Origin of the sequence: Sorangium sp. So ce302, from assembly GCF_051530145.1 — a bacterium.
Taxonomy (GTDB): Bacteria; Myxococcota_A; Polyangia; order Polyangiales; family Polyangiaceae; genus Sorangium; species Sorangium cellulosum_B.
Window position 1 is genome coordinate 8,204,812 of record NZ_CP150326.1, and the last position, 16,621, is coordinate 8,221,432.

Annotated in this window: 14 protein-coding genes; 9 read left to right on the forward strand and 5 right to left on the reverse strand. The window is 72.0% G+C overall.

From position 1 onward, the window contains the following. The first annotated feature begins 176 nt into the window (after positions 1 to 176). Positions 177 to 1,490, forward strand: coding sequence for a PAS domain-containing protein (locus WME73_RS30905; RefSeq protein WP_437911877.1), 1,314 nt, complete (start codon positions 177 to 179; stop codon positions 1,488 to 1,490). Positions 1,491 to 1,524: 34 nt separating this feature from the next. On the opposite strand, the gene WME73_RS30910 is transcribed toward WME73_RS30905, so the two are convergent. The 3 genes from WME73_RS30910 to WME73_RS30920 are packed head-to-tail and all read right to left on the reverse strand — an operon-like array spanning position 1,525 to position 3,557. Further along, complete coding sequence (locus WME73_RS30910) at positions 1,525 to 1,947, reverse strand: hypothetical protein (RefSeq protein ID WP_437739977.1); 423 nt, start codon at positions 1,945 to 1,947, stop codon at positions 1,525 to 1,527. Positions 1,948 to 1,953: 6 nt separating this feature from the next. Continuing rightward, positions 1,954 to 2,868: a DUF4159 domain-containing protein gene (locus WME73_RS30915; RefSeq protein ID WP_437911878.1), complete on the reverse strand. Its 915-nt coding sequence runs from the start codon at positions 2,866 to 2,868 to the stop codon at positions 1,954 to 1,956. After that, the gene (locus tag WME73_RS30920) at positions 2,865 to 3,557 is read right to left on the reverse strand and encodes a hypothetical protein (protein WP_437911879.1); all 693 of its coding nucleotides are present in this window, start codon (positions 3,555 to 3,557) and stop codon (positions 2,865 to 2,867) included. The genes WME73_RS30915 and WME73_RS30920 overlap by 4 nt, the downstream gene beginning before the upstream one ends. A gap of 143 nt (positions 3,558 to 3,700) precedes the next feature. On the opposite strand from WME73_RS30920, the gene WME73_RS30925 reads away from it, so the two are divergent. From WME73_RS30925 to WME73_RS30940, 4 genes are all read left to right on the forward strand, one after another. Beyond that, on the forward strand, positions 3,701 to 5,164 hold the full coding sequence (locus tag WME73_RS30925; RefSeq protein ID WP_437911880.1) for an N-6 DNA methylase: 1,464 nt from the start codon (positions 3,701 to 3,703) through the stop codon (positions 5,162 to 5,164). Continuing rightward, a complete protein-coding gene (locus WME73_RS30930) occupies positions 5,161 to 6,483 on the forward strand; it encodes a restriction endonuclease subunit S (protein WP_437911881.1) in 1,323 nt (440 codons plus the stop codon). The genes WME73_RS30925 and WME73_RS30930 overlap by 4 nt, the downstream gene beginning before the upstream one ends. A 126-nt stretch (positions 6,484 to 6,609) precedes the next feature. Continuing rightward, positions 6,610 to 8,634, forward strand: a complete 2,025-nt coding sequence (locus tag WME73_RS30935; protein WP_437911882.1) for a CocE/NonD family hydrolase — start codon at positions 6,610 to 6,612, stop codon at positions 8,632 to 8,634. A 258-nt stretch (positions 8,635 to 8,892) separates the two neighbouring features. After that, positions 8,893 to 10,323 (forward strand): B12-binding domain-containing radical SAM protein, encoded by a 1,431-nt coding sequence (locus WME73_RS30940; protein WP_437911883.1) that lies wholly within the window; start codon positions 8,893 to 8,895, stop codon positions 10,321 to 10,323. Positions 10,324 to 10,481: 158 nt separating this feature from the next. Here the strand turns inward: WME73_RS30940 and WME73_RS30945 are convergent, their stop codons facing one another. Then, complete coding sequence (locus WME73_RS30945) at positions 10,482 to 11,105, reverse strand: hypothetical protein (protein WP_437739984.1); 624 nt, start codon at positions 11,103 to 11,105, stop codon at positions 10,482 to 10,484. 281 nt (positions 11,106 to 11,386) lie between these two features. On the opposite strand from WME73_RS30945, the gene WME73_RS30950 reads away from it, so the two are divergent. Continuing rightward, entirely contained in the window at positions 11,387 to 11,926 is a 540-nt protein-coding gene (locus WME73_RS30950) for a hypothetical protein (protein ID WP_437739985.1), read from the forward strand. 27 nt (positions 11,927 to 11,953) lie between these two features. Here the strand turns inward: WME73_RS30950 and WME73_RS30955 are convergent, their stop codons facing one another. Further along, positions 11,954 to 13,144 (reverse strand): hypothetical protein, encoded by a 1,191-nt coding sequence (locus WME73_RS30955; protein ID WP_437911884.1) that lies wholly within the window; start codon positions 13,142 to 13,144, stop codon positions 11,954 to 11,956. A 268-nt stretch (positions 13,145 to 13,412) separates the two neighbouring features. On the opposite strand from WME73_RS30955, the gene WME73_RS30960 reads away from it, so the two are divergent. The 3 genes from WME73_RS30960 (at position 13,413) to WME73_RS30970 (ending at position 16,572) form a co-directional block, all read left to right on the forward strand. Next, on the forward strand, positions 13,413 to 13,601 hold the full coding sequence (locus WME73_RS30960) for a hypothetical protein (RefSeq protein WP_437911885.1): 189 nt from the start codon (positions 13,413 to 13,415) through the stop codon (positions 13,599 to 13,601). A 66-nt stretch (positions 13,602 to 13,667) separates the two neighbouring features. After that, positions 13,668 to 15,125 (forward strand): hypothetical protein, encoded by a 1,458-nt coding sequence (locus WME73_RS30965; protein ID WP_437911886.1) that lies wholly within the window; start codon positions 13,668 to 13,670, stop codon positions 15,123 to 15,125. Positions 15,126 to 15,192: 67 nt separating this feature from the next. Then, entirely contained in the window at positions 15,193 to 16,572 is a 1,380-nt protein-coding gene (locus WME73_RS30970; RefSeq protein WP_437911887.1) for a cytochrome P450, read from the forward strand. Positions 16,573 to 16,621 lie beyond the last annotated feature (49 nt).

The window sequence follows — 16,621 nt, forward strand, 5'->3', positions numbered from 1 at the left end:
GGAGAGCGACAGCGCGGGCAGCGAGTCGAGGGCGCGTGGCACGCGCGGAGCCTAGTACATCGGGGCGGAGTGTCCCAGCCCGGCGCCGTTGCTGCGACCTCTCGGGCGACCTCGAACAACGGTGAGCCACCTTGAAACACCGGGTACGCCGCGCGTAGGCTCGAACCCTCGTGACGATGCGCGAAGAGCTGGACGAGGCCGGGCGGCTCAGGGCAGAGAACACGGCGCTGCGCGCGCGCGTCGAGGCGCTGGAGAAGGCGCTGGCGGAGCGCTCCAACGGTCACGCACAGAGCGCAGCCGCGCCGGAAGGCACGGCAGACGTGGAGGCCCTCGACGCGCTCGAGGGGCTGCCCACGGCGGTGCCGGCGGTGATCCAGTGGCGCCTGGACGGCGCGGTGACGTACTGGAACGACAGCGCCGAGCGCCTCTTCGGCTGGAGCGCGAGCGAGGCCGTCGGCCGCCGGCTGGCCGACCTCGTGGGCGCGGTCCCCGTGTCCGCCGCCGCGGCGCGGGCGTTCGACTTCGCCCGGGAGGAGAGCCGCTTCGCCGCGACCACGAGCGAGTGCAGGACGAAGGGAGGTCACGCGCTCCTCTGCCGATGGACCTACGCCGTGCTGCGCGACGGCCGAGGCGACGCGCACGAGATCGCGGCGCTCGTCGATGACACCAGCGACCGGCAGCGGAGGGAGAAGACGGTGCAGGGCCGGTACCAGCTGCTCCTGCAGCTGGTGGACAACGCGCGCAGCTCCATCTTCGTCAAGGACACCGCGGGGCGCTACGTCCTGGCCAACCGCATGCATGCGCAGATGATGCAGAGGCACGTCCTCGAGCTCATCGGCCGGGATGAGTTCGAGCTGGGCGCCCTGGACCCCGCGGCCAGCGCGGCGATCGTGGCGAAGGAGCGAGAGGTGCTCACCGGCGGGCAGGTCATGCAGTTCGAGGAGGTGGTGCCGATAGGCGGCGTTCAACACCACTTCTTCACGGTCAAATTCCCGATCCACGACGAGCGCGGGACGCCGATAGGCATGGGCGGCATCGTGACCGAGATCACGTCGCTGAAGCGCGCGGAGGCGGAGCGGGCCGCGCTGCAGGAGGAGATCATCTTCGCGCAGCAGGCCGCCCTCCGGGAGCTGTCCACGCCGCTCATCCCGCTCGCCGACCGGGTGGTCGCGATGCCGCTCGTCGGGACGATCGACAGCGGGCGCGCGGAGCAGATCATGGAGACGTTGCTCTCCGGCATCAGCAGCCAGGGCGCCCACACGGCGATCCTGGACATCACGGGCGTGCGCGCCGTCGACACGCACGTCGCGGACGCGCTGACGCGCACCGCGCGCGCCGCCCAGCTGCTCGGCACCCGCGTGGTGCTCACCGGCGTCCGCCCGGAGGTGGCGCAGACGCTCGTCACGCTCGGCGTGGATCTCTCCGGGATCACGACGCTGAGCACGCTGCAAAGCGGTATCGCGCACGCCCTCCGCCACGCCAGACGGTAGCTGAGCGCGGCCAGACGCCGGAGCTCCTGGCCGCTCAGCCCTCCTGCGTGAGGTACTGGAGGAGCGCGGCCTCATCGCTCGTGATCAGCCGCTCGATGCCGTCATCCCTCGCGAAGCGCTGGATCTGGAGCGCGCCGACGACGCTCTGCACGAGCACGCCGACCCGCCGGAAGCCCCGTAGCCAGTGCGGTCGGAAGCGCTTCATCGTCGCCTCGAACGACGGATCGTTCCTGCCGGGGACGGCGCGGACGTCGACGAAGAGGGCGTGATGGGAGCGGCCCAGCCGATCGAGGACGCGGATGAGCTCTCCCATCACGGCCTCGATCTCCTCCAGCGACACGAACGGCCTGGAGCTGCGGACGGTCCAGACGACGCGCAGGGACGCGTCGAACAGCACGGTGAAGTGGTCGTCCTGCCAGACCAGCTTCGGCGCAGCGGCGAGGCGACCCGATGTCATCGCGCCTCACGGCCGCGCAGGCGCGGAGCGGGGTCGGTTGTCGTCGATGGCGCGGCGGCGCATCAGGAACGGCGCGTGCACCTGGTCGTCCTTGTAGTTCGAGCAGAGCACGTACATCGCGATGTTCACGGCCAGGCGGAACGCGCGCTCCCGCTGCGCCTCGCCCCCGGGCGTGACCTCGACGCTCGGCCCCCCGCCCTCCGAGCGCGCCAGGGCGCCGGCGAGGTCGTGGTCGGAGAAGATCACCTGCGGCATGCCGCCGCGCACGATCGCGGAGAGCTTCGGCGGGCCCTCGACGCGGCCGACGGCGCGCGGGAGGAGATAGAAGGAGCGGAAGACGACGTTCTCCGTGCCGATCGGGATGGGAGAGCCCTCCGGCAGGACGCGGGCGAGCTCGCGCCGCGCGGCGCGGCCGAACGCGCCGCTGCCCGGGGCGAAGTCGTCGACGAGGAGCACGCCGCCGAGCGCGAGGAAGCGGCGCAGGCCGAAGACCTCGCGCTCGGTGAGCGGCGGGAGATCGCCCTCGCCGCCCCAGAGCGCGAACGGCTCGGCGAGCAGCGCCGGGTCGTCGGCGCGGACCGTTGTCGGGTTGCGGCGCGCCGGCGCGCTCGTCCGCCGCTCCAGCTCGAACGACCAGCGCGCGGGGGCGGTGGCGCGCACCCCCTCCCATCGCGCGTCGCCCGTCAGCAGCGGCCGCGGGTTCCACGCCCCCTCCTCGCCGAAGGCGCGCACGGGGCGCGGCACCGCGAGGAGGAGCAGGGCGGAGACGAGCACCAGCGCCGCGGCCGCGAGGCGCCGCGGCCGCGCCACGGCGAGGCGCCGCGGCTTGGCCGAGGCGGCGGGGCGCGAGGGCGGCAGCGCCACCTCACCGCCCCGGCCGCGCGGCCGGCGAGCGCCGAGCCGGCCGAGCCATCGTCTCAATCGAAGTCCTCGACCCGCCATACGCCCGCCTCGCGCCGGAGCTTCACCTCGTGCCCACCCGGGATCTGCACCGTCGCGGAGTCGCCGGCAATCCGGACCTCTAGCCCCTCGGGCTGAGCGAGCCCCTCGACGAGCGAGCGGAGGTCGCTCTCGATGGCGGCGCGCGTGGCCGGCGTGAGGACGCGCAGCAGGCCGGCGTAGCTGCGGCGCGCGAGGACGCGGCGGAGCTGCTCGAGGGCCTGCTCGGGGGTGCGGCCGCCCGCAGGCAGCGCGTCGGCGGCCGAGATCCGGAAGGCGCGCTCGCGCTCGTCGAGCTCGAGGGTCGCGATCTCGCCGTCCGGGTAGCGGACGCGGGCGCGGGTCTTGACCACGACCCCGGGCGCCGTGACGCTGCGCGCCTGCTCCGCGAGCTCGGCGCGCGCCTCGGCGACGCGCCGCCGCACCTCGTCGCGCGACATCGCGGTGCGGCTCTTGTCGCTCAGCATGCCGTAGATGGCGTCGGCGTCGCCGCGCGCCGCCGCGTCGGCGTAGACCTGCACCGCCTCCTTGGGATCGGGGAGCGAGGACGACGCGCAGGCGAGGCCGGACAGCGGCAAGAGCGACAGGAGCGGCAGCGGCAGCGGCAGCCGCGGCGATCGGGGCAATCGCGGCAAGAAAAGCGCGAGCAGCGAGGTGAGGGCGCGCGGCACGGGACGAGCCTAGTACATCGGCGGCGGCGCGTCCCAGCGCCATGGACGAGCGCGGCGGCCGCCGTGAGGCGCCCGGCCGTGGTAAGCCGGCTCCTCCCGCGCCTCGCCTTCCCGCTCCACGACCCGAACGAAGCCGCCGCCGCATGACCGACGTTGTTGGAAAGCTCTGGGGGTTCTGCCACACGCTCCGCCACGACGGCATCGACCACGGGGACTACATCGAGCAGATCACCTACCTGCTCTTCCTGAAGATGGCCGCCGAGCGAGGCATCGATCTCTCGCGCGTCGAGCACAGGACGCCCCGCGGCGAGGTCGACGCGACAGACTGCTCCTGGCCCGCGCTGCGCGCGCGCAGCGGTCAAGCGCTGCTCGACCGCTACGCCGACGTCCTCCGATCCCTCGACGGAGCCCCCGGCGTCCTCGGGGAGATCTACGCGGGCTCGCAGCCGCGCTTCAAGAGCCCCGCGAGCCTCGGGAAGCTCGTCGACCTCATCGACGAGATCGAGTGGACGCGCCTCGGCGTGGACATCCAGGCCGCGGCGTACGAGGGCCTCCTGGAGAAGGCCGCCGCCGAGGGCAAGAAGGGCGCGGGGCAGTACTTCACGCCCCGCGCCCTGATCCAGTCGATCGTGCGGTGCATCAGGCCCGATCCGCAGGGGAAGCCGGGCTTCGCCCTGTGCGACCCGGCGTGCGGCACCGGGGGCTTCCTTGTCGCCGCCTGGGAGTGGATCGAGGCCGAGGCGCGGGGGGCGCTCGACCGGGAGGCGGCGCGCCGGATCAAGGCCGGGGCGTTCTTCGGCCAGGAGCTCGTCGCGCGCCCCCGCCGGCTCGCCCTGATGAACCTGGTCCTCCACGGGATCGAGCCGAGGATCACCCTCGGCGACTCGCTCGACGCCCCGCCGCCGGACGATCGGTTCGACGTGATCCTGACGAACCCGCCGTTCGGCACGAAGGGGGCCTACGAGACGCCGCGCCGCGAGGATTTCGCGATCGCGACCGCGAACAAGCAGCTCAACTTCATCCAGCACGTGCTGACGATCCTGACGCCGGGCGGCCGGGCGGCGATGGTCCTGCCGGACCATTGCCTGTTCGCCGACCAGGCAGGCGCGGTGCTGGAGATCCTCGCCAGGGGCTGCGACCTGCACACGGTGCTCCGCCTGCCGCACGGGACCTTCACGCCGTACAGCGCCGGGGTGAAGGCCAACGTCGTCTTCTTCACGAAGGGCCGCGCGACGGAGAGGGTCTGGATCTACGACGCCCGGACGGGCGTCCCGTCGATCACCAAGAAGGGCCGGCCGCTCTCCCCGGCGCACTTCGCGGAGTTCGAGCGGTGCTACGGCGGCGACCCCGACGGGCGCGGCGTGCGGGAGGCGGCGAGCTCCGGCGAGGGTCGATTCCGCAGCTTCGAGCTCCGCGAGGTGAAGGAGCGAGAGTTCAAGCTCGACGGGCTGAGATGGCTCAAGGAGGAGTCGCTCGACGAGGCCGGCGAGCCGCCCGAGCCGGAGGAGCTTGCGACCGACGCCCTCCAGGAGCTGACGGAGGCGGTCGCCGCGCTGAACCGCGTGCTCGCGCTGCTCGAGGGCGGGGCGAAGGCGGCGGAGGCGTGAGCGGGCCGCTGCCCGAGGGGTGGGCCGAGACGACGCTCGCGTCGATCTGCTCGCACCGGAGCGGGAGCTCGAAGCTCATCAAGGGGAAGCTCCACGCCGAGCAGCGGCCAGGGCGCTACCAGGGGTTCAGCGCCGCCGGCCCCGACGTGTGGTGCGACGGCTGGGAGCACGAGGGCGAGGCGATCGTGGTCTCCGCCGTGGGGACGCGGTGCGGAAAGGCGTTCAAGGCGCGCGGGCGGTGGTCGGCGATCGCGAACACCCATGTGGTCTGGCCGGATGAGCGGGCCATCGACGTCGGTTACCTGTTCCTCCACCTCAACGACGAGGGATTCTGGGTGAAGGGCGGCTCCGCGCAGCCGTTCGTGAAGGTGCGCGAGACGTTCGAGCGGCCCTTCTCCCTGCCTCCCCTCCCCGAGCAGCGCCGCATCGTCGCGAAGGCCGAAGCCCTGCTCGGCGAGGTGGACGCGGCGAAGGCCCGGCTGGCGAGGTCGTCGCTGCTCCTCCGGCGGCTCCGGCAGGCCGTGCTGGGGGCGGCGTGCTCGGGGAGGCTCACCGAGGACCTGCGCGCGCCGGGCGCCGCCGCGCCGCCCGCGGGACCGGCGGAGCCCCCGCCGCGCTGCTCGACGTCGGCGCCGGCCGCGCCCGGGGCGAGCAGCGACGGTCCGGAGCGTCCCCTGCCGCCGTCCTGGGTCCGCTGCCCGTTCGGCGCCCTGGTGGACAACCACGATGGCCGACGCGTCCCCGTGAGCTCCGCGGCTCGAGCGAGGCGCCGGGGGCCGTATCCGTATTACGGCGCGTCGGGGGTCATCGACTCGATCGATGGCTACCTGTTCGACGGCGATTACCTGCTGATCGCCGAGGACGGCGCGAACCTCCTGTCGAGGAACACCCGGGTGGCGTTCGCCGCGAGCGGGAGGTTCTGGGTGAACAACCATGCTCATGTGGTCCAACCGAAGGCCGGCGTGGTCCTCGGGTACCTCGAGCTGCTCCTGAACGCGCTCGATCTGCAGCACCACGTGACCGGCTCGGCCCAGCCGAAGCTCACGCAGGCGGCGCTCAACGGCATCCCCGTGTCGGTGCCGCCGGCGGAGGAGCAGGCGGAGATCGTCCGCCGCGCACAGGCGCTCTTCGCGCTCGCCAGCGAGGTCGAGGAGCGCGTGGCCCGCGCCGCGGCCCGGGCCGACAGGCTCCCGCACACGATCCTCGCCAGGGCGTTCTCCGGAGAGCTCGTCCCCACCGAGGCGGCGCAGGCTCGCGCGGAGGGGCGGGGCTACGAGCCGGCGGACGCGCTGCTGCGCCGCGTCCGGGGGATGGGGTGAGCGGCCAGCTCCGCCCCCCATACCCCGCCTCTACTGAACTCCTGTTGTTGTCGGTCCCGGAACTGGATCCCGACTGGCGGACGAACCTCCTTGCCAAGAGGAAGGTCGCGAACCAGTGAGTGAACCATGGCGGCCGCGGTTGAAACGCCCCTGAAGGTCGAGATTACCGAGCATCTCTGGATCACCTTGAGGGATGGCTGCCGTCTCGCGGCGCGCCTATGGCTGCCAGAAGGAGCGCGAAGAAAGCCGGCGCCGGCCATCTTGGAATACATCCCCTATCGCAAGCGGGACGGAACCCGCGCCCGTGACGAGCCGATGCATGGCTATTTCGCCGGCCACGGCTATGCCGTGCTGCGGGTCGACATGCGTGGATCCGGCGAGAGCGACGGGCTGATGTGGGACGAGTACCTGAAGCAGGAACAGGACGATGCCCTCGAAGTGATCGCCTGGATGGCGGCACAGCCCTGGTGCAACGGCCATGTCGGCATGATGGGCAAGTCCTGGGGCGGGTTCAACTGCCTGCAGGTGGCGGCGCTCAGGCCGCCGGCCTTGAAGGCGGTGCTCTCGGTTTGCTCGACCGACGACCGCTACGTCGACGACATCCATTACATGGGCGGGTGCCTGCTCAACGACAACCTGTGGTGGGGCACCATCATGCTGGTCTATCAGGCCCGCCCCGCCGACCCGGAGCTCTTCGGCGAAAGCTGGCGCGACAACTGGCGGGAACGGCTGGAGCAGATGCCGTTCTGGCCGGCGCTTGCGATGGCCCATCAGCGGCGCGACGATTACTGGCGGCACGGGTCGATCTGCGAGGATTGGAACGCTATCCAGGTGCCTGTCTGCCTGATCGGCGGCTGGGTCGATGCCTATACCAACACGGTGCCGAGGATGCTGGAGCACCTCAAGGTGCCGCGGAAGGGCATCATCGGGCCCTGGGCGCACGTCTACCCGCACGACGGAACGCCGGGCCCGGCGATCGGCTTCCTGCAGGAGGCCATCGCCTGGTGGGATCGCTGGCTGAACGGCATCGAGAACGGCGTCGACGAGGAGCCGATGCTGCGCGCCTGGCTGCAGGACTACACGGCGCCGGAAACGACACGAAGTCACCATCCTGGACACTGGGTGGCCGAGCAGAGCTGGCCGTCGCCGGATATCCAACCCTGTCATCTCTATCTCGACAAGGACGGCCTCGCCCCGGTGAGCGGCGCCGAGGATGTCTTGGCGCTGCGCTCGCCCCAGCATGTCGGCCTTCAGGGCGGGGAGTGGATGGGGGCCGGCTGCGTCGGGGAGCTGCCCGGCGACCAGCGGATCGACGATTTCGGCTCGCTCACCTTCGACACCGCGCCGCTCGAGGAGGCGATGCAGGTCGTCGGCGCCCCGGAGCTGGAGCTGGAGCTCATCAGCGATAAGCCGGTGGCGCAGCTCTGTGCCAGGCTGTGCGACGTGGCGCCCGATGGCGAGGCGCTGCGGGTCAGCTTCCAGGTCATCAACCTCACCCACCGCGACAGCCACGCGGAGCCGACCCCGCTCGAACCCGGCAAGCGCTACAGGCTGAAGCTGGTATTGAATGCCTGCGCGCATCGCTTTGCTGCCGGCCATCGCCTGCGGATATCGCTCTCCAGCGCCTACTGGCCGCTGATCTGGCCGGCGCCCGAGCGGGCGACGCTCGGCATCATCACCGGCGCCAGCCGCCTCATGCTGCCGCATCGAAGACCGCAAGCGGCCGACGGCGGTGAACCCTTCCTGAAGCCGGAAGCGGCGCGAGCGACGTCGATCACCCAGGTGAGCCCGGGCAGCGTCACGCGCTCGGTGACCTTCGACATCACCTCGGGTGCGGTCACGACCGTGACGGATACAGTGGGCGTCTTCGGAGAAGGGCGTCAGCGCCTCGACGAGATCGGCACCGAGGTGCTGCACCAACTCCGCCGCGAGCTCCGCATCGCGCCGGACGATCCGCTTCACGCTTCCTTCACCTGCCGGCAGACGTATGTGCAGTCGCGCCCGGGCTGGGACATCCGCATCGAGGTGACGACCAGGCTCCACGCCGACCGCGACCATTTCTATATCAGCGGCGAGCTCGACGCCTTCGAGGACGACATCCGCTTCGCCAGCCGTGAATGGCGGGAGAAGATCAAGCGGGATCTGATCTGAGGCTCAACCGGGAGCGGAGGCGGAAGCGGCGCCGGCGGCCGAGGCGCGGCCGGAAGGGGGCCCCATGAGGCTCTCGCTTCCTCCGCCCCCGCACGCATCCACCACCGTCCCTCCACGGTAGCTCCTCTCCCTTCTGGAATCGACACCGGCCGCCTTCCGTTATTCTCGGCGTCTCTCATCGGATCGCCTTCCGCCATCGGATCCACGCCGTCATCGCGGGTCCGATCCGATGAGACCCATGCTCCCGAGGAGGCGCTGATGAAGGTGAGGATCGTCGTGAGTTACGTCCCCCGCTATCGCCGGGGCCACCGCTTCCATTTCGTCCCGCCGGTCACCGGGATCCACCTCGCGGCGATCACCCCGCCGGAGCACGAGGTCGAGCTCTTCCACGAGCAGGTGCGCCCCGTCCCCGTCGACGCCTCGCCGGACGTTGTCGCGCTCTCGTTCTTCTCCGGCTTCGCGCGCCGCGCGTACACGCTCGCCGATCGCTACCGCGCCCTCGGCGTGCGCGTCGTCGCCGGCGGGCCGCATGTCTCGTACTGGATCGAGGAGGCGCTCCAGCACGTGGACGTGGTGGTCACCGGGGAGGCCGAGGCGGTCTGGCCCTCGGTCCTGCGCGATCTCGCGCGAGGCACGCAGCGCCGCGTCTATCACGGCGAACCGGCGTCGCTCGCGGGGCTGCCGACCCCTCGTTACGATCTGCTCGAAGAGCGCTTCCTGGTCCCCCGCGTGCTCCAGGCGACGCGCGGCTGCCCGTTCACGTGCAGCTTCTGCACGGTGCCCGACCTCAACCCCGGCTTCCGCGTGCGCCCCGTCGACGAGGTGATCCGCGACGTCGCCACCACGCATTTCCCCCGCTTCTGGCAGGAGAAGGTCGCGTGGTTCTGGGACGACAACCTGCTCGTCCAGCGCCGCTGGGCCAAGGAGCTCCTGCGCGAGCTCGCCGGGCTCGACCGCTGGTGGCTCACGCAGGCATCCATCGATATCGTCAAGGACCGGGAGCTGCTCGACGCGATGGATCGGTCCGGCTGTATCGGCATCTTCCTCGGCATCGAGAGCCTCGACGAGGCCGATCTCAAGAGCGTCGACAAGCGCCAGAACCGCGCGCGCGAGTACCGCGAGGCCATCCGGAAGCTGCACGATCGCGGGATCTGCGTGATGGCGGGCTTCATCTCGGGCTTCGACGATCAGACGCCGGAGGTCATCGCCTCCACGGCCGATCGGCTGAACGAGATCGGCGTCGACGTCCCGTTCCTCAGCATCCTCACGCCGTTCCGGGGCACGCCGCTGTACGACGAGCACCGGCGAGACGGGCGCATCCTGGAAGAGCGTGACTGGCCCCATTACAGCGGCTACGGCGTCGCCTTCCGGCCGGCGCGCATGTCCCCCGAGCAGCTCCTCGCCGCCCACCGCCAGATGTGGAATCGCGCCTTCAGCCCCGCGGCGGTGGTCGAGCGCCTCGCGCGCGGCGCGCGGTCGCTGAGCCGCGGCGCCATGATGCTGTCGGCGGCGATGAACGGCTTTTACGGCCTCAAGCAGCTCACCGGCAACGAGCCGGCCGCGCCGCCGCTCGAGCCGAGAGGGACGATCCGGCACCCCGCGCCCGGGGAGGCCCCGGCCCGGCTCTCGCGCCTCGGCCTGAAGCGGTCCGCGAGCGCGGCCGACAGCTCGGTGGAACGCACGGCGTAGCCGCGCCGGGGCGAACGCTCACCAAGCGTCTCGCCGTCGAGCCGCTCCATCGCGAGGTAGGGGCACCCCGCGGCGGTCGCGCCGTTCGCGATGTACCGCACGACACCCGGGATCTGGAGTGACGCCAGCACCTCGTGTCCCCGCGAACGACGGTCGAGCTAGGGCAGATCTCTGATCTCCGACGTGCACGAGCCCTCGTCGCAGCGCGCCGCGACCGCCTGCTCGCTCTCTCTCTCGAGCCGCCGGCCGTCCTCCGCGAGAGACGGACGCGACGGGCAATCGCACAGCGGCGAGCCTGCGAGGCACGCCGCCTCGGCGGCCTCGAACGCTTCCTTGTCGTCCGCGTCCACGCCGACGAACAGGATGTCTCCGCAGCAGGTCGTGACGTGCGGCAACACGACGCAGTCGCTCGCCTGTTCGCAGGCCTTGCTGAACGCCGGAAAGCTCGACTCGCGGCACGTCAGGCCATGGCTGCTCCCGCCCCCGGAGCCGCCGGCCCCGCCGCTGGCGGCGCTGCCGCCGCCGCCCCCGGAGCCACCAGCGCCGGCGCTCGCGGCGCTGCCACCTCCGCCCCCGGAGCCGCCGGCTCCGCCGCTGGCGGCGCTGCCGCCGCCGCCCCCGGAGCCGCCAGCGCCGGCGCTGCCGCTCGCGCCCGCTCCGCTGGTGCTGGTGGATTCCGCGCTCGCAGGTCCATGGTCATCTTCGCCGCACGCCGCGCCGCCCAGCGTCGCCCACGCAATGAAGGGACCACGAGCCAACCAGAGAAAGCACTTGTGTGTCATGGCCGCCGCGTCGAGCACGGGACATGCCCGCTCCGGCACGAGAGAACCACGCTGGTTTTCTGTGCCATGGCGAGCCACGACGTGGCAGCGCACGGCAGGGCGATCAGGCCGAGTTCGGGGGCGGCGGTCCTGCGTGCCGGCGTCCATGAACATGCGATTGCTACGATTGTAACAGATTTGACGAGCACGCGTGTCGTGCGTGCATCGAACCACGGCCCCAGGTCGAACCAGCCGCACGGTCACTTGACGCCGGAGGCGTAAGCGAGTGATGCTCCGGCGCCATGGCGGGCTCGAAGCGGGTGAACGCGTCCCTGGCGATGGCGCTGATCGGGCTTACGGCGGCCGGCGGGTGTACGGCGCTGGCGGGGTTGGACGAAAGCTACCATCTGGTGGGCGGAGGCGGCGGGACCGGCGGCGGCTCGACGGGAGGCGGGACCGGCGGCGGCTCGACGGGAGGCGAGGCCGGCGGCAGCGCGGGCGGCAGCTCGACGGGAGGCGAGGCGGGCGCTGGCGCGGGCGGCGAGGTCGGCGCCACGGGCGGAGCCGGTGGCAGCGCCGAGTGCGCGACCTGCTCGTTGCCGCCTTACGACACCGACGATCCGGCGGACCTGTGCGCGGAGTCGGCCGAGATTTACGAGGTGCTCATGGACTGTCTCTGCGTTGCCTGCGGCCTGGTGGAGGAATTGCCCTGCTATGGCGCGTGCGGCGCCGGCGAGGGGCGGAGCGCCGAGTGCGACGACTGCCTCGCCTCTGTGGCCGCCGAGGTGGAGGGCGAGTGTGCGCCGCAGGTCGCCGCGTGCGAGTTCGACACGGGCGAGTGATCTCGGCCCCTCTGTATCAGCGCTCGCTCAGCAGGGCGTGAACATCTCGGCGCCGAGATACATATTCGTGAACTGGCTGTCGATTGGGTTGCCGAGATAGTCGTAGCACTGCACGTTCACCTGGGTATCCGAGCCGACGCCGGTCCAGTTCGAGACCTTGCAAACCTGGTTGCCATAGCCGTACGCCGTCACCATCGCGGTCGAGTTGTACGACAGCATGTTCGGGTACCGGACGAAATGCGAGCCGACGGGCGCATTGTGCCCCGCGCTGATGCCCGGGCCGAAGTAGCAAGGATGCAGCGTGTTGTACAGACCCGTGTAGCTCGCGGGCGGGGTGTACGACGACGACACCGGGTCGCTGGCCCAGGCGAAGCCGCCCACGCGGCCGGTGCTCGGCATGCCGAGGTGATAGCTGAGGCTGAACAGGCTGTCGGCCGACGCGCCCGCCGCGCCCCAGCAGCCCACGTCGATGAGGGCGTCGGCGCCGCTCTGGGTCCAGCCCGAGACGTTGCAGTACTCCAGACCGCCGCCGTACGCGGTGACATGCACGGTGCCGCCGGTGGCGGACATGCCCGGGACGCGGACGGTGTACCGGCCGGTGTTCACGTGGGTGATGGTGCTGTACTGGCTGCCGCTCGTGTACTGGTACGTCGTCGAGGGCGTGTACGGCACGTTGAGCGGGGCGGACGCCTGGTCGTTCCAGAGGTACGCGCCGCCATAGCTGTTGTTCTCGCGCGAATAGAGGGCGACGAAATACGTGTTCACCGGGGCGCCGCCCGCCGTGTGGCAGCGGACGTTCACGCGGAGCGTGGTGGCGAGGGCGCCGGTGCCCCACGACGCCACCTTGCAGCGGTCGCTGCCGCTGCCGTAGCTCGTGACTTGCACGTTGCCGCCGGCGCCGGCGAGGTTCGGGAAATCGACGGAATAGACGCCCGTGCTCGTGTTGGTGATGGTGTTGGTGCCGCCCGCCGAATTGTAGGAATACGAGCCGTTGGCGTTGATGGTGCCCGCGCCGAGCAGGGTCGACCATACCCAGCCGAAGCCCTGCGTGGTCGAGCTGGAGAGCATCGCCGCCTCGGCGCTGGCGGTGTCCTCTTCGGAGAGGTCCGCGACCTCGGGATCCTGCGTGTCCGCAACACAGCCGACCCCGACCGTGGCGGCGAGCGAGGCGAAGGAGGACACGATCACAGCCAAGATGCCATTCTTGAGCGTCGACATGGGGAGACCTCTCGGGGTGAAACAGGGACTGGGGTGAGCGCCCTCTCTCGCGGCGCGCAGCCTCGTGGCGACGCGGGGGCTCATTGCAGCGCGCGGGCCAGACGCCGGGCGTGCGAGCTGCTGCGGGCTTTCGAGGGTTCTCTGGTGGAGAAGGGGGTCGCCGGTGGTCTGGGCGTCACACGCGGCGGCGGGACTGTCGCCTGCCAGAGGACAAGGGCCTGCCAGAAACGACCCCGGCGCGCGCGCTCGTCACAGCGGCGCCGCCCAGATGCTGCAGCAATGGAAGCGCTCCTGGCCCGAGGCGCGCGATCTGGGCCCCGCTTTCGTGCCCACCTCGAGGATGTACACGGCGTCCGCGTCCACGGCGAGCCTGGCGGGGTGCCTGTGGTGGGCGCCGAGGATGCGCAGCGCGCGCTGCTCCCCGCTCCGGCGGACGACGAGCGACGAGCTCCAGTAGTCCTCGCGCCGAGCGTATCACCTCATGGCTTGTGGCGCGGCGACCGCGCGGGCATGAAGCCCGCTCATGCCCCTTCGAGAGCTCCTCCCCATCGTCCTCCTCGGCGCAGGAATCGCGCTCGGGGCGGGGAGCGCGGCCTGCGCCGCGCGACAAGGCTCGACCGGCGCGAGCCCGTCGAGCGCCGCCGCGCAGCCGGCGCGACCAGGCGCGCCGGCGAGCGCCTCCGCGGCGGCGCCGGCGCAACCGGCGGCGAGCGACCCGGCCGCGCCCGGGGGAGCCGCGCCCGAGCCGCCGCCCCCGTCGGCCGAGCAGATCGCGCGCCTCCCGCCGGGCGCCGCGATCTACGCCTCGCTTCGCAACAGCGCCCTCGACGTCGCCGTCCAGTACGTGCCCCAGATCGCCGAGGTCCTGATCGAGGCGAACCGCGCGCTCGGCAGCCAGGATCCGCCGGACGTGACGCTCGCGAAGGCCGGCGTCGATCCGCGAAGGCCGATCCTGGGCGCCGTGGTGCCCGCGTCCGAGAAGAGCGCGCGCGCGGTCGTCGACGCCATGGCCAAGGGGGCCTCGGGCAAGGCGCTCGAGAAGGTCGTCCGCGGGCACGCGGCGGACGTGACGCGGGTGCGGCTCCTCGTTCCGCTCGTGAGCGGGGCGGACCCGCGGCGCGCGCTGGCGGGCGTGGTGGACGTCCTCGCGGGCGGCGCCCCGCTGGAGGCGTGCCCGGGCGCCGCGCGCTGCGCCGGCTTCGGCGCCCGGGCGCCGCTCGGCGTGGCGCAGGGCGGGCTCGCCGCCGTCGCGATCTACGCGGACGGCGCCGATCTCCGGCTCGACGTGGTGATGTCGCTCTTCGGGTCCGGCGGCGATCCGGCCGCCTTGAAGGAGCTCGTCGCGTTCAGCGAGGAGATCGGGGGCCCGGAGGGCCGGTGCTCCAGGTTCGACGCGAGCCCCGTTGTGTCGGTGTGCCTCGATCCCGAGCGGATGGGCGAGCTGGGCGCGACGGACGGCTACGGCAAGATCGCGAGGGCGCTCTCCGGAGGCCACGTCGATCCAAGGGTGATCCCGACGATCGCCGCCCAGAGCTTCGCCGAGGCCCGGCAGAACCTCTGGCTCGCCGCGCCGGCGCGCAGGCTCGCCAGCGACGGCACCCTCGGGGTCACCGTGCAGGGCAAGCAGAGCCGCTTCGTCGCGTCGTGGGCCCTGACGGACGCCTCGCGCGCCGGCGTCGAGAGGGCGTTCGCCGCCGAGCGATGCGCCGCCGGCGACGCGGCGGTCACGGAGCTCTTGCCGGCGCTCCGCGCGGCGGTCGGCGATCCGGGGAAGGGCTTCGACGACCCGAAGAAGGTCGTCACCGCGTTCGAGGAGGCGGGCTGGTCTGCCTACCTGGTCGCCGCCGCCGGCACATGGCCAAACCTGCTCGGCGTGATCGCACGTGCGCTCGAGCAGGGCCCCGGGACCGACCCCGACTACCATGTGTGCGCCCGAGTCGACGGCGGGCGGCTCGTCCTCGTGTCCGAGATCCGGAGATGACAGCGCGCCTCTCGCCGGGCGCCCAGGCCGCGCCGGCGTGATGATACAAGTGGAGGTCGCACGCGCCATGACCACCGCCCTCCCCGCTTCCTTCGCCGATCTCCCGCTCCTTCAGGGCCGCAACCCCCTCGCCCGCCGCATCGAGACGCGGCATGGATTCCCCATCCTCCCCGGCCGCTTCCCGGTCGTGGGCCACATGCCGGCGATCGCCGTCGATGAGCTCGGTCTGCTCCGCGAGGGCCAGCGCCGCTTCGGCTCCCTCTTCTTCTGGGCTCCTGGCGTCGACGCCTGGCAGCTCATCTACGCCTCGAACGAGGCCTTCTCGCTCTTCAAGAGCAAGGCCGTCGACTCCTCGTATCTGACCGAGGGCGGCGTCGGCCACCTCTTCGGTCAGACGCTGATGGCCCACGACGGCGCCTCGCACCGCCGCCTCCGCACCGCGATGAACGGGCCCTTCTCGCCGAAGGGCCTCGACGCCGCGGAGGTCGGCGCGATCGTCGCGACCAGCGTCGAGCGCAAGGTCCGCTCGTGGATCGGCCGGCGCGACGTCCAGCTGCTGCGCGAGACCCGCGAGCTGGCCCTGGAGGTGATGTTCAAGATCACCGGCGTCGAGGACGACGAGCTGCCCGAGTGGCGCCACTATTACGAGGATCTGATGCTCGTGATCCTCGGCCTGCCCTTCGACGTGCCGGGCTCGCCGCGGCGCCGCGGGCTCCGCGCCCGCGCCTGGCTCGACGAGCGCATCGGCCGGATCCTCACCGGCGTGCGCGCCCGCGGCGACGCGAAGGGCCTCCTGCCGGCGCTGCTCACGGCCCGCGACGAGCAGGGCGAGCCGCTCTCGGAGGAGGATCTGGTGGGCAACCTCCGCCTGCTCCTCCTCGCCGGCCACGAGACCTCGGCCTCGGTCATGGCCTGGTGCGTCGCCCACCTCGCCGAGAGCCCCGCGGTCTGGCGCGCGCTCCGCGAGGAGGCGTCGAGCGCGCCGGATCTCCCGCGCTCGCCCGCGGATCTCCGCCGCTTCCCCTACGCCGAGGCCGTGTTCCGCGAGGCGCTCCGCCTCCACCCGCCGGTGGCGCACGACGCCCGCCGCGCCGTCGCCGATTTCGAGCTCGACGGCCGCGCCGTCCCCGCAGGGACCCACGTGGCGATCCCGCTGGTCCTGCTCTCGCGCGATCCCGAGCTTTACCCGGATCCGGACAGCTACCGCCCCGAGCGCTGGCTCGGCCGCAAGGAGGCGCTCTCGCCGCTCGAGATCGCCCAGTTCGGCGGCGGCGCGCACTTCTGCCTCGGCTATCACCTCGCGTGGATGGAGATCGTCCAGTTCCTCGTCGCGCTCGGGCGGGAGCTCCCGGCCTCGGGCCCCAGGCTCCAGGGCGGATTCCCCGCCTCGCGCTACCTCCCGGTGCTCCGCCCCGCGGCGGGCACGCGCGTCCGCTTCGACGGTTGAAGCGCCGCGTCCGGCGACACCATGACAAGCGGTTCGTCGCGCGGTTTAT

What these genes read in the sequence shown, in the direction of transcription:
- WME73_RS30950 (WP_437739985.1), top strand. Translation starts at nt 11,387, where the DNA reads ATGGCGGGCTCGAAGCGGGTGAACGCGTCCCTGGCGATGGCGCTGATC.
- WME73_RS30970 (WP_437911887.1), top strand. Translation starts at nt 15,193, where the DNA reads ATGACCACCGCCCTCCCCGCTTCCTTCGCCGATCTCCCGCTCCTTCAG.
- WME73_RS30965 (WP_437911886.1), top strand. Translation starts at nt 13,668, where the DNA reads ATGCCCCTTCGAGAGCTCCTCCCCATCGTCCTCCTCGGCGCAGGAATC.
- WME73_RS30935 (WP_437911882.1), top strand. Translation starts at nt 6,610, where the DNA reads ATGGCGGCCGCGGTTGAAACGCCCCTGAAGGTCGAGATTACCGAGCAT.
- WME73_RS30955 (WP_437911884.1), bottom strand. Translation starts at nt 13,144, where the DNA reads ATGTCGACGCTCAAGAATGGCATCTTGGCTGTGATCGTGTCCTCCTTC.
- WME73_RS30925 (WP_437911880.1), top strand. Translation starts at nt 3,701, where the DNA reads ATGACCGACGTTGTTGGAAAGCTCTGGGGGTTCTGCCACACGCTCCGC.
- WME73_RS30910 (WP_437739977.1), bottom strand. Translation starts at nt 1,947, where the DNA reads ATGACATCGGGTCGCCTCGCCGCTGCGCCGAAGCTGGTCTGGCAGGAC.
- WME73_RS30940 (WP_437911883.1), top strand. Translation starts at nt 8,893, where the DNA reads ATGAAGGTGAGGATCGTCGTGAGTTACGTCCCCCGCTATCGCCGGGGC.
- WME73_RS30960 (WP_437911885.1), top strand. Translation starts at nt 13,413, where the DNA reads ATGCTGCAGCAATGGAAGCGCTCCTGGCCCGAGGCGCGCGATCTGGGC.
- WME73_RS30945 (WP_437739984.1), bottom strand. Translation starts at nt 11,105, where the DNA reads ATGACACACAAGTGCTTTCTCTGGTTGGCTCGTGGTCCCTTCATTGCG.
- WME73_RS30905 (WP_437911877.1), top strand. Translation starts at nt 177, where the DNA reads ATGCGCGAAGAGCTGGACGAGGCCGGGCGGCTCAGGGCAGAGAACACG.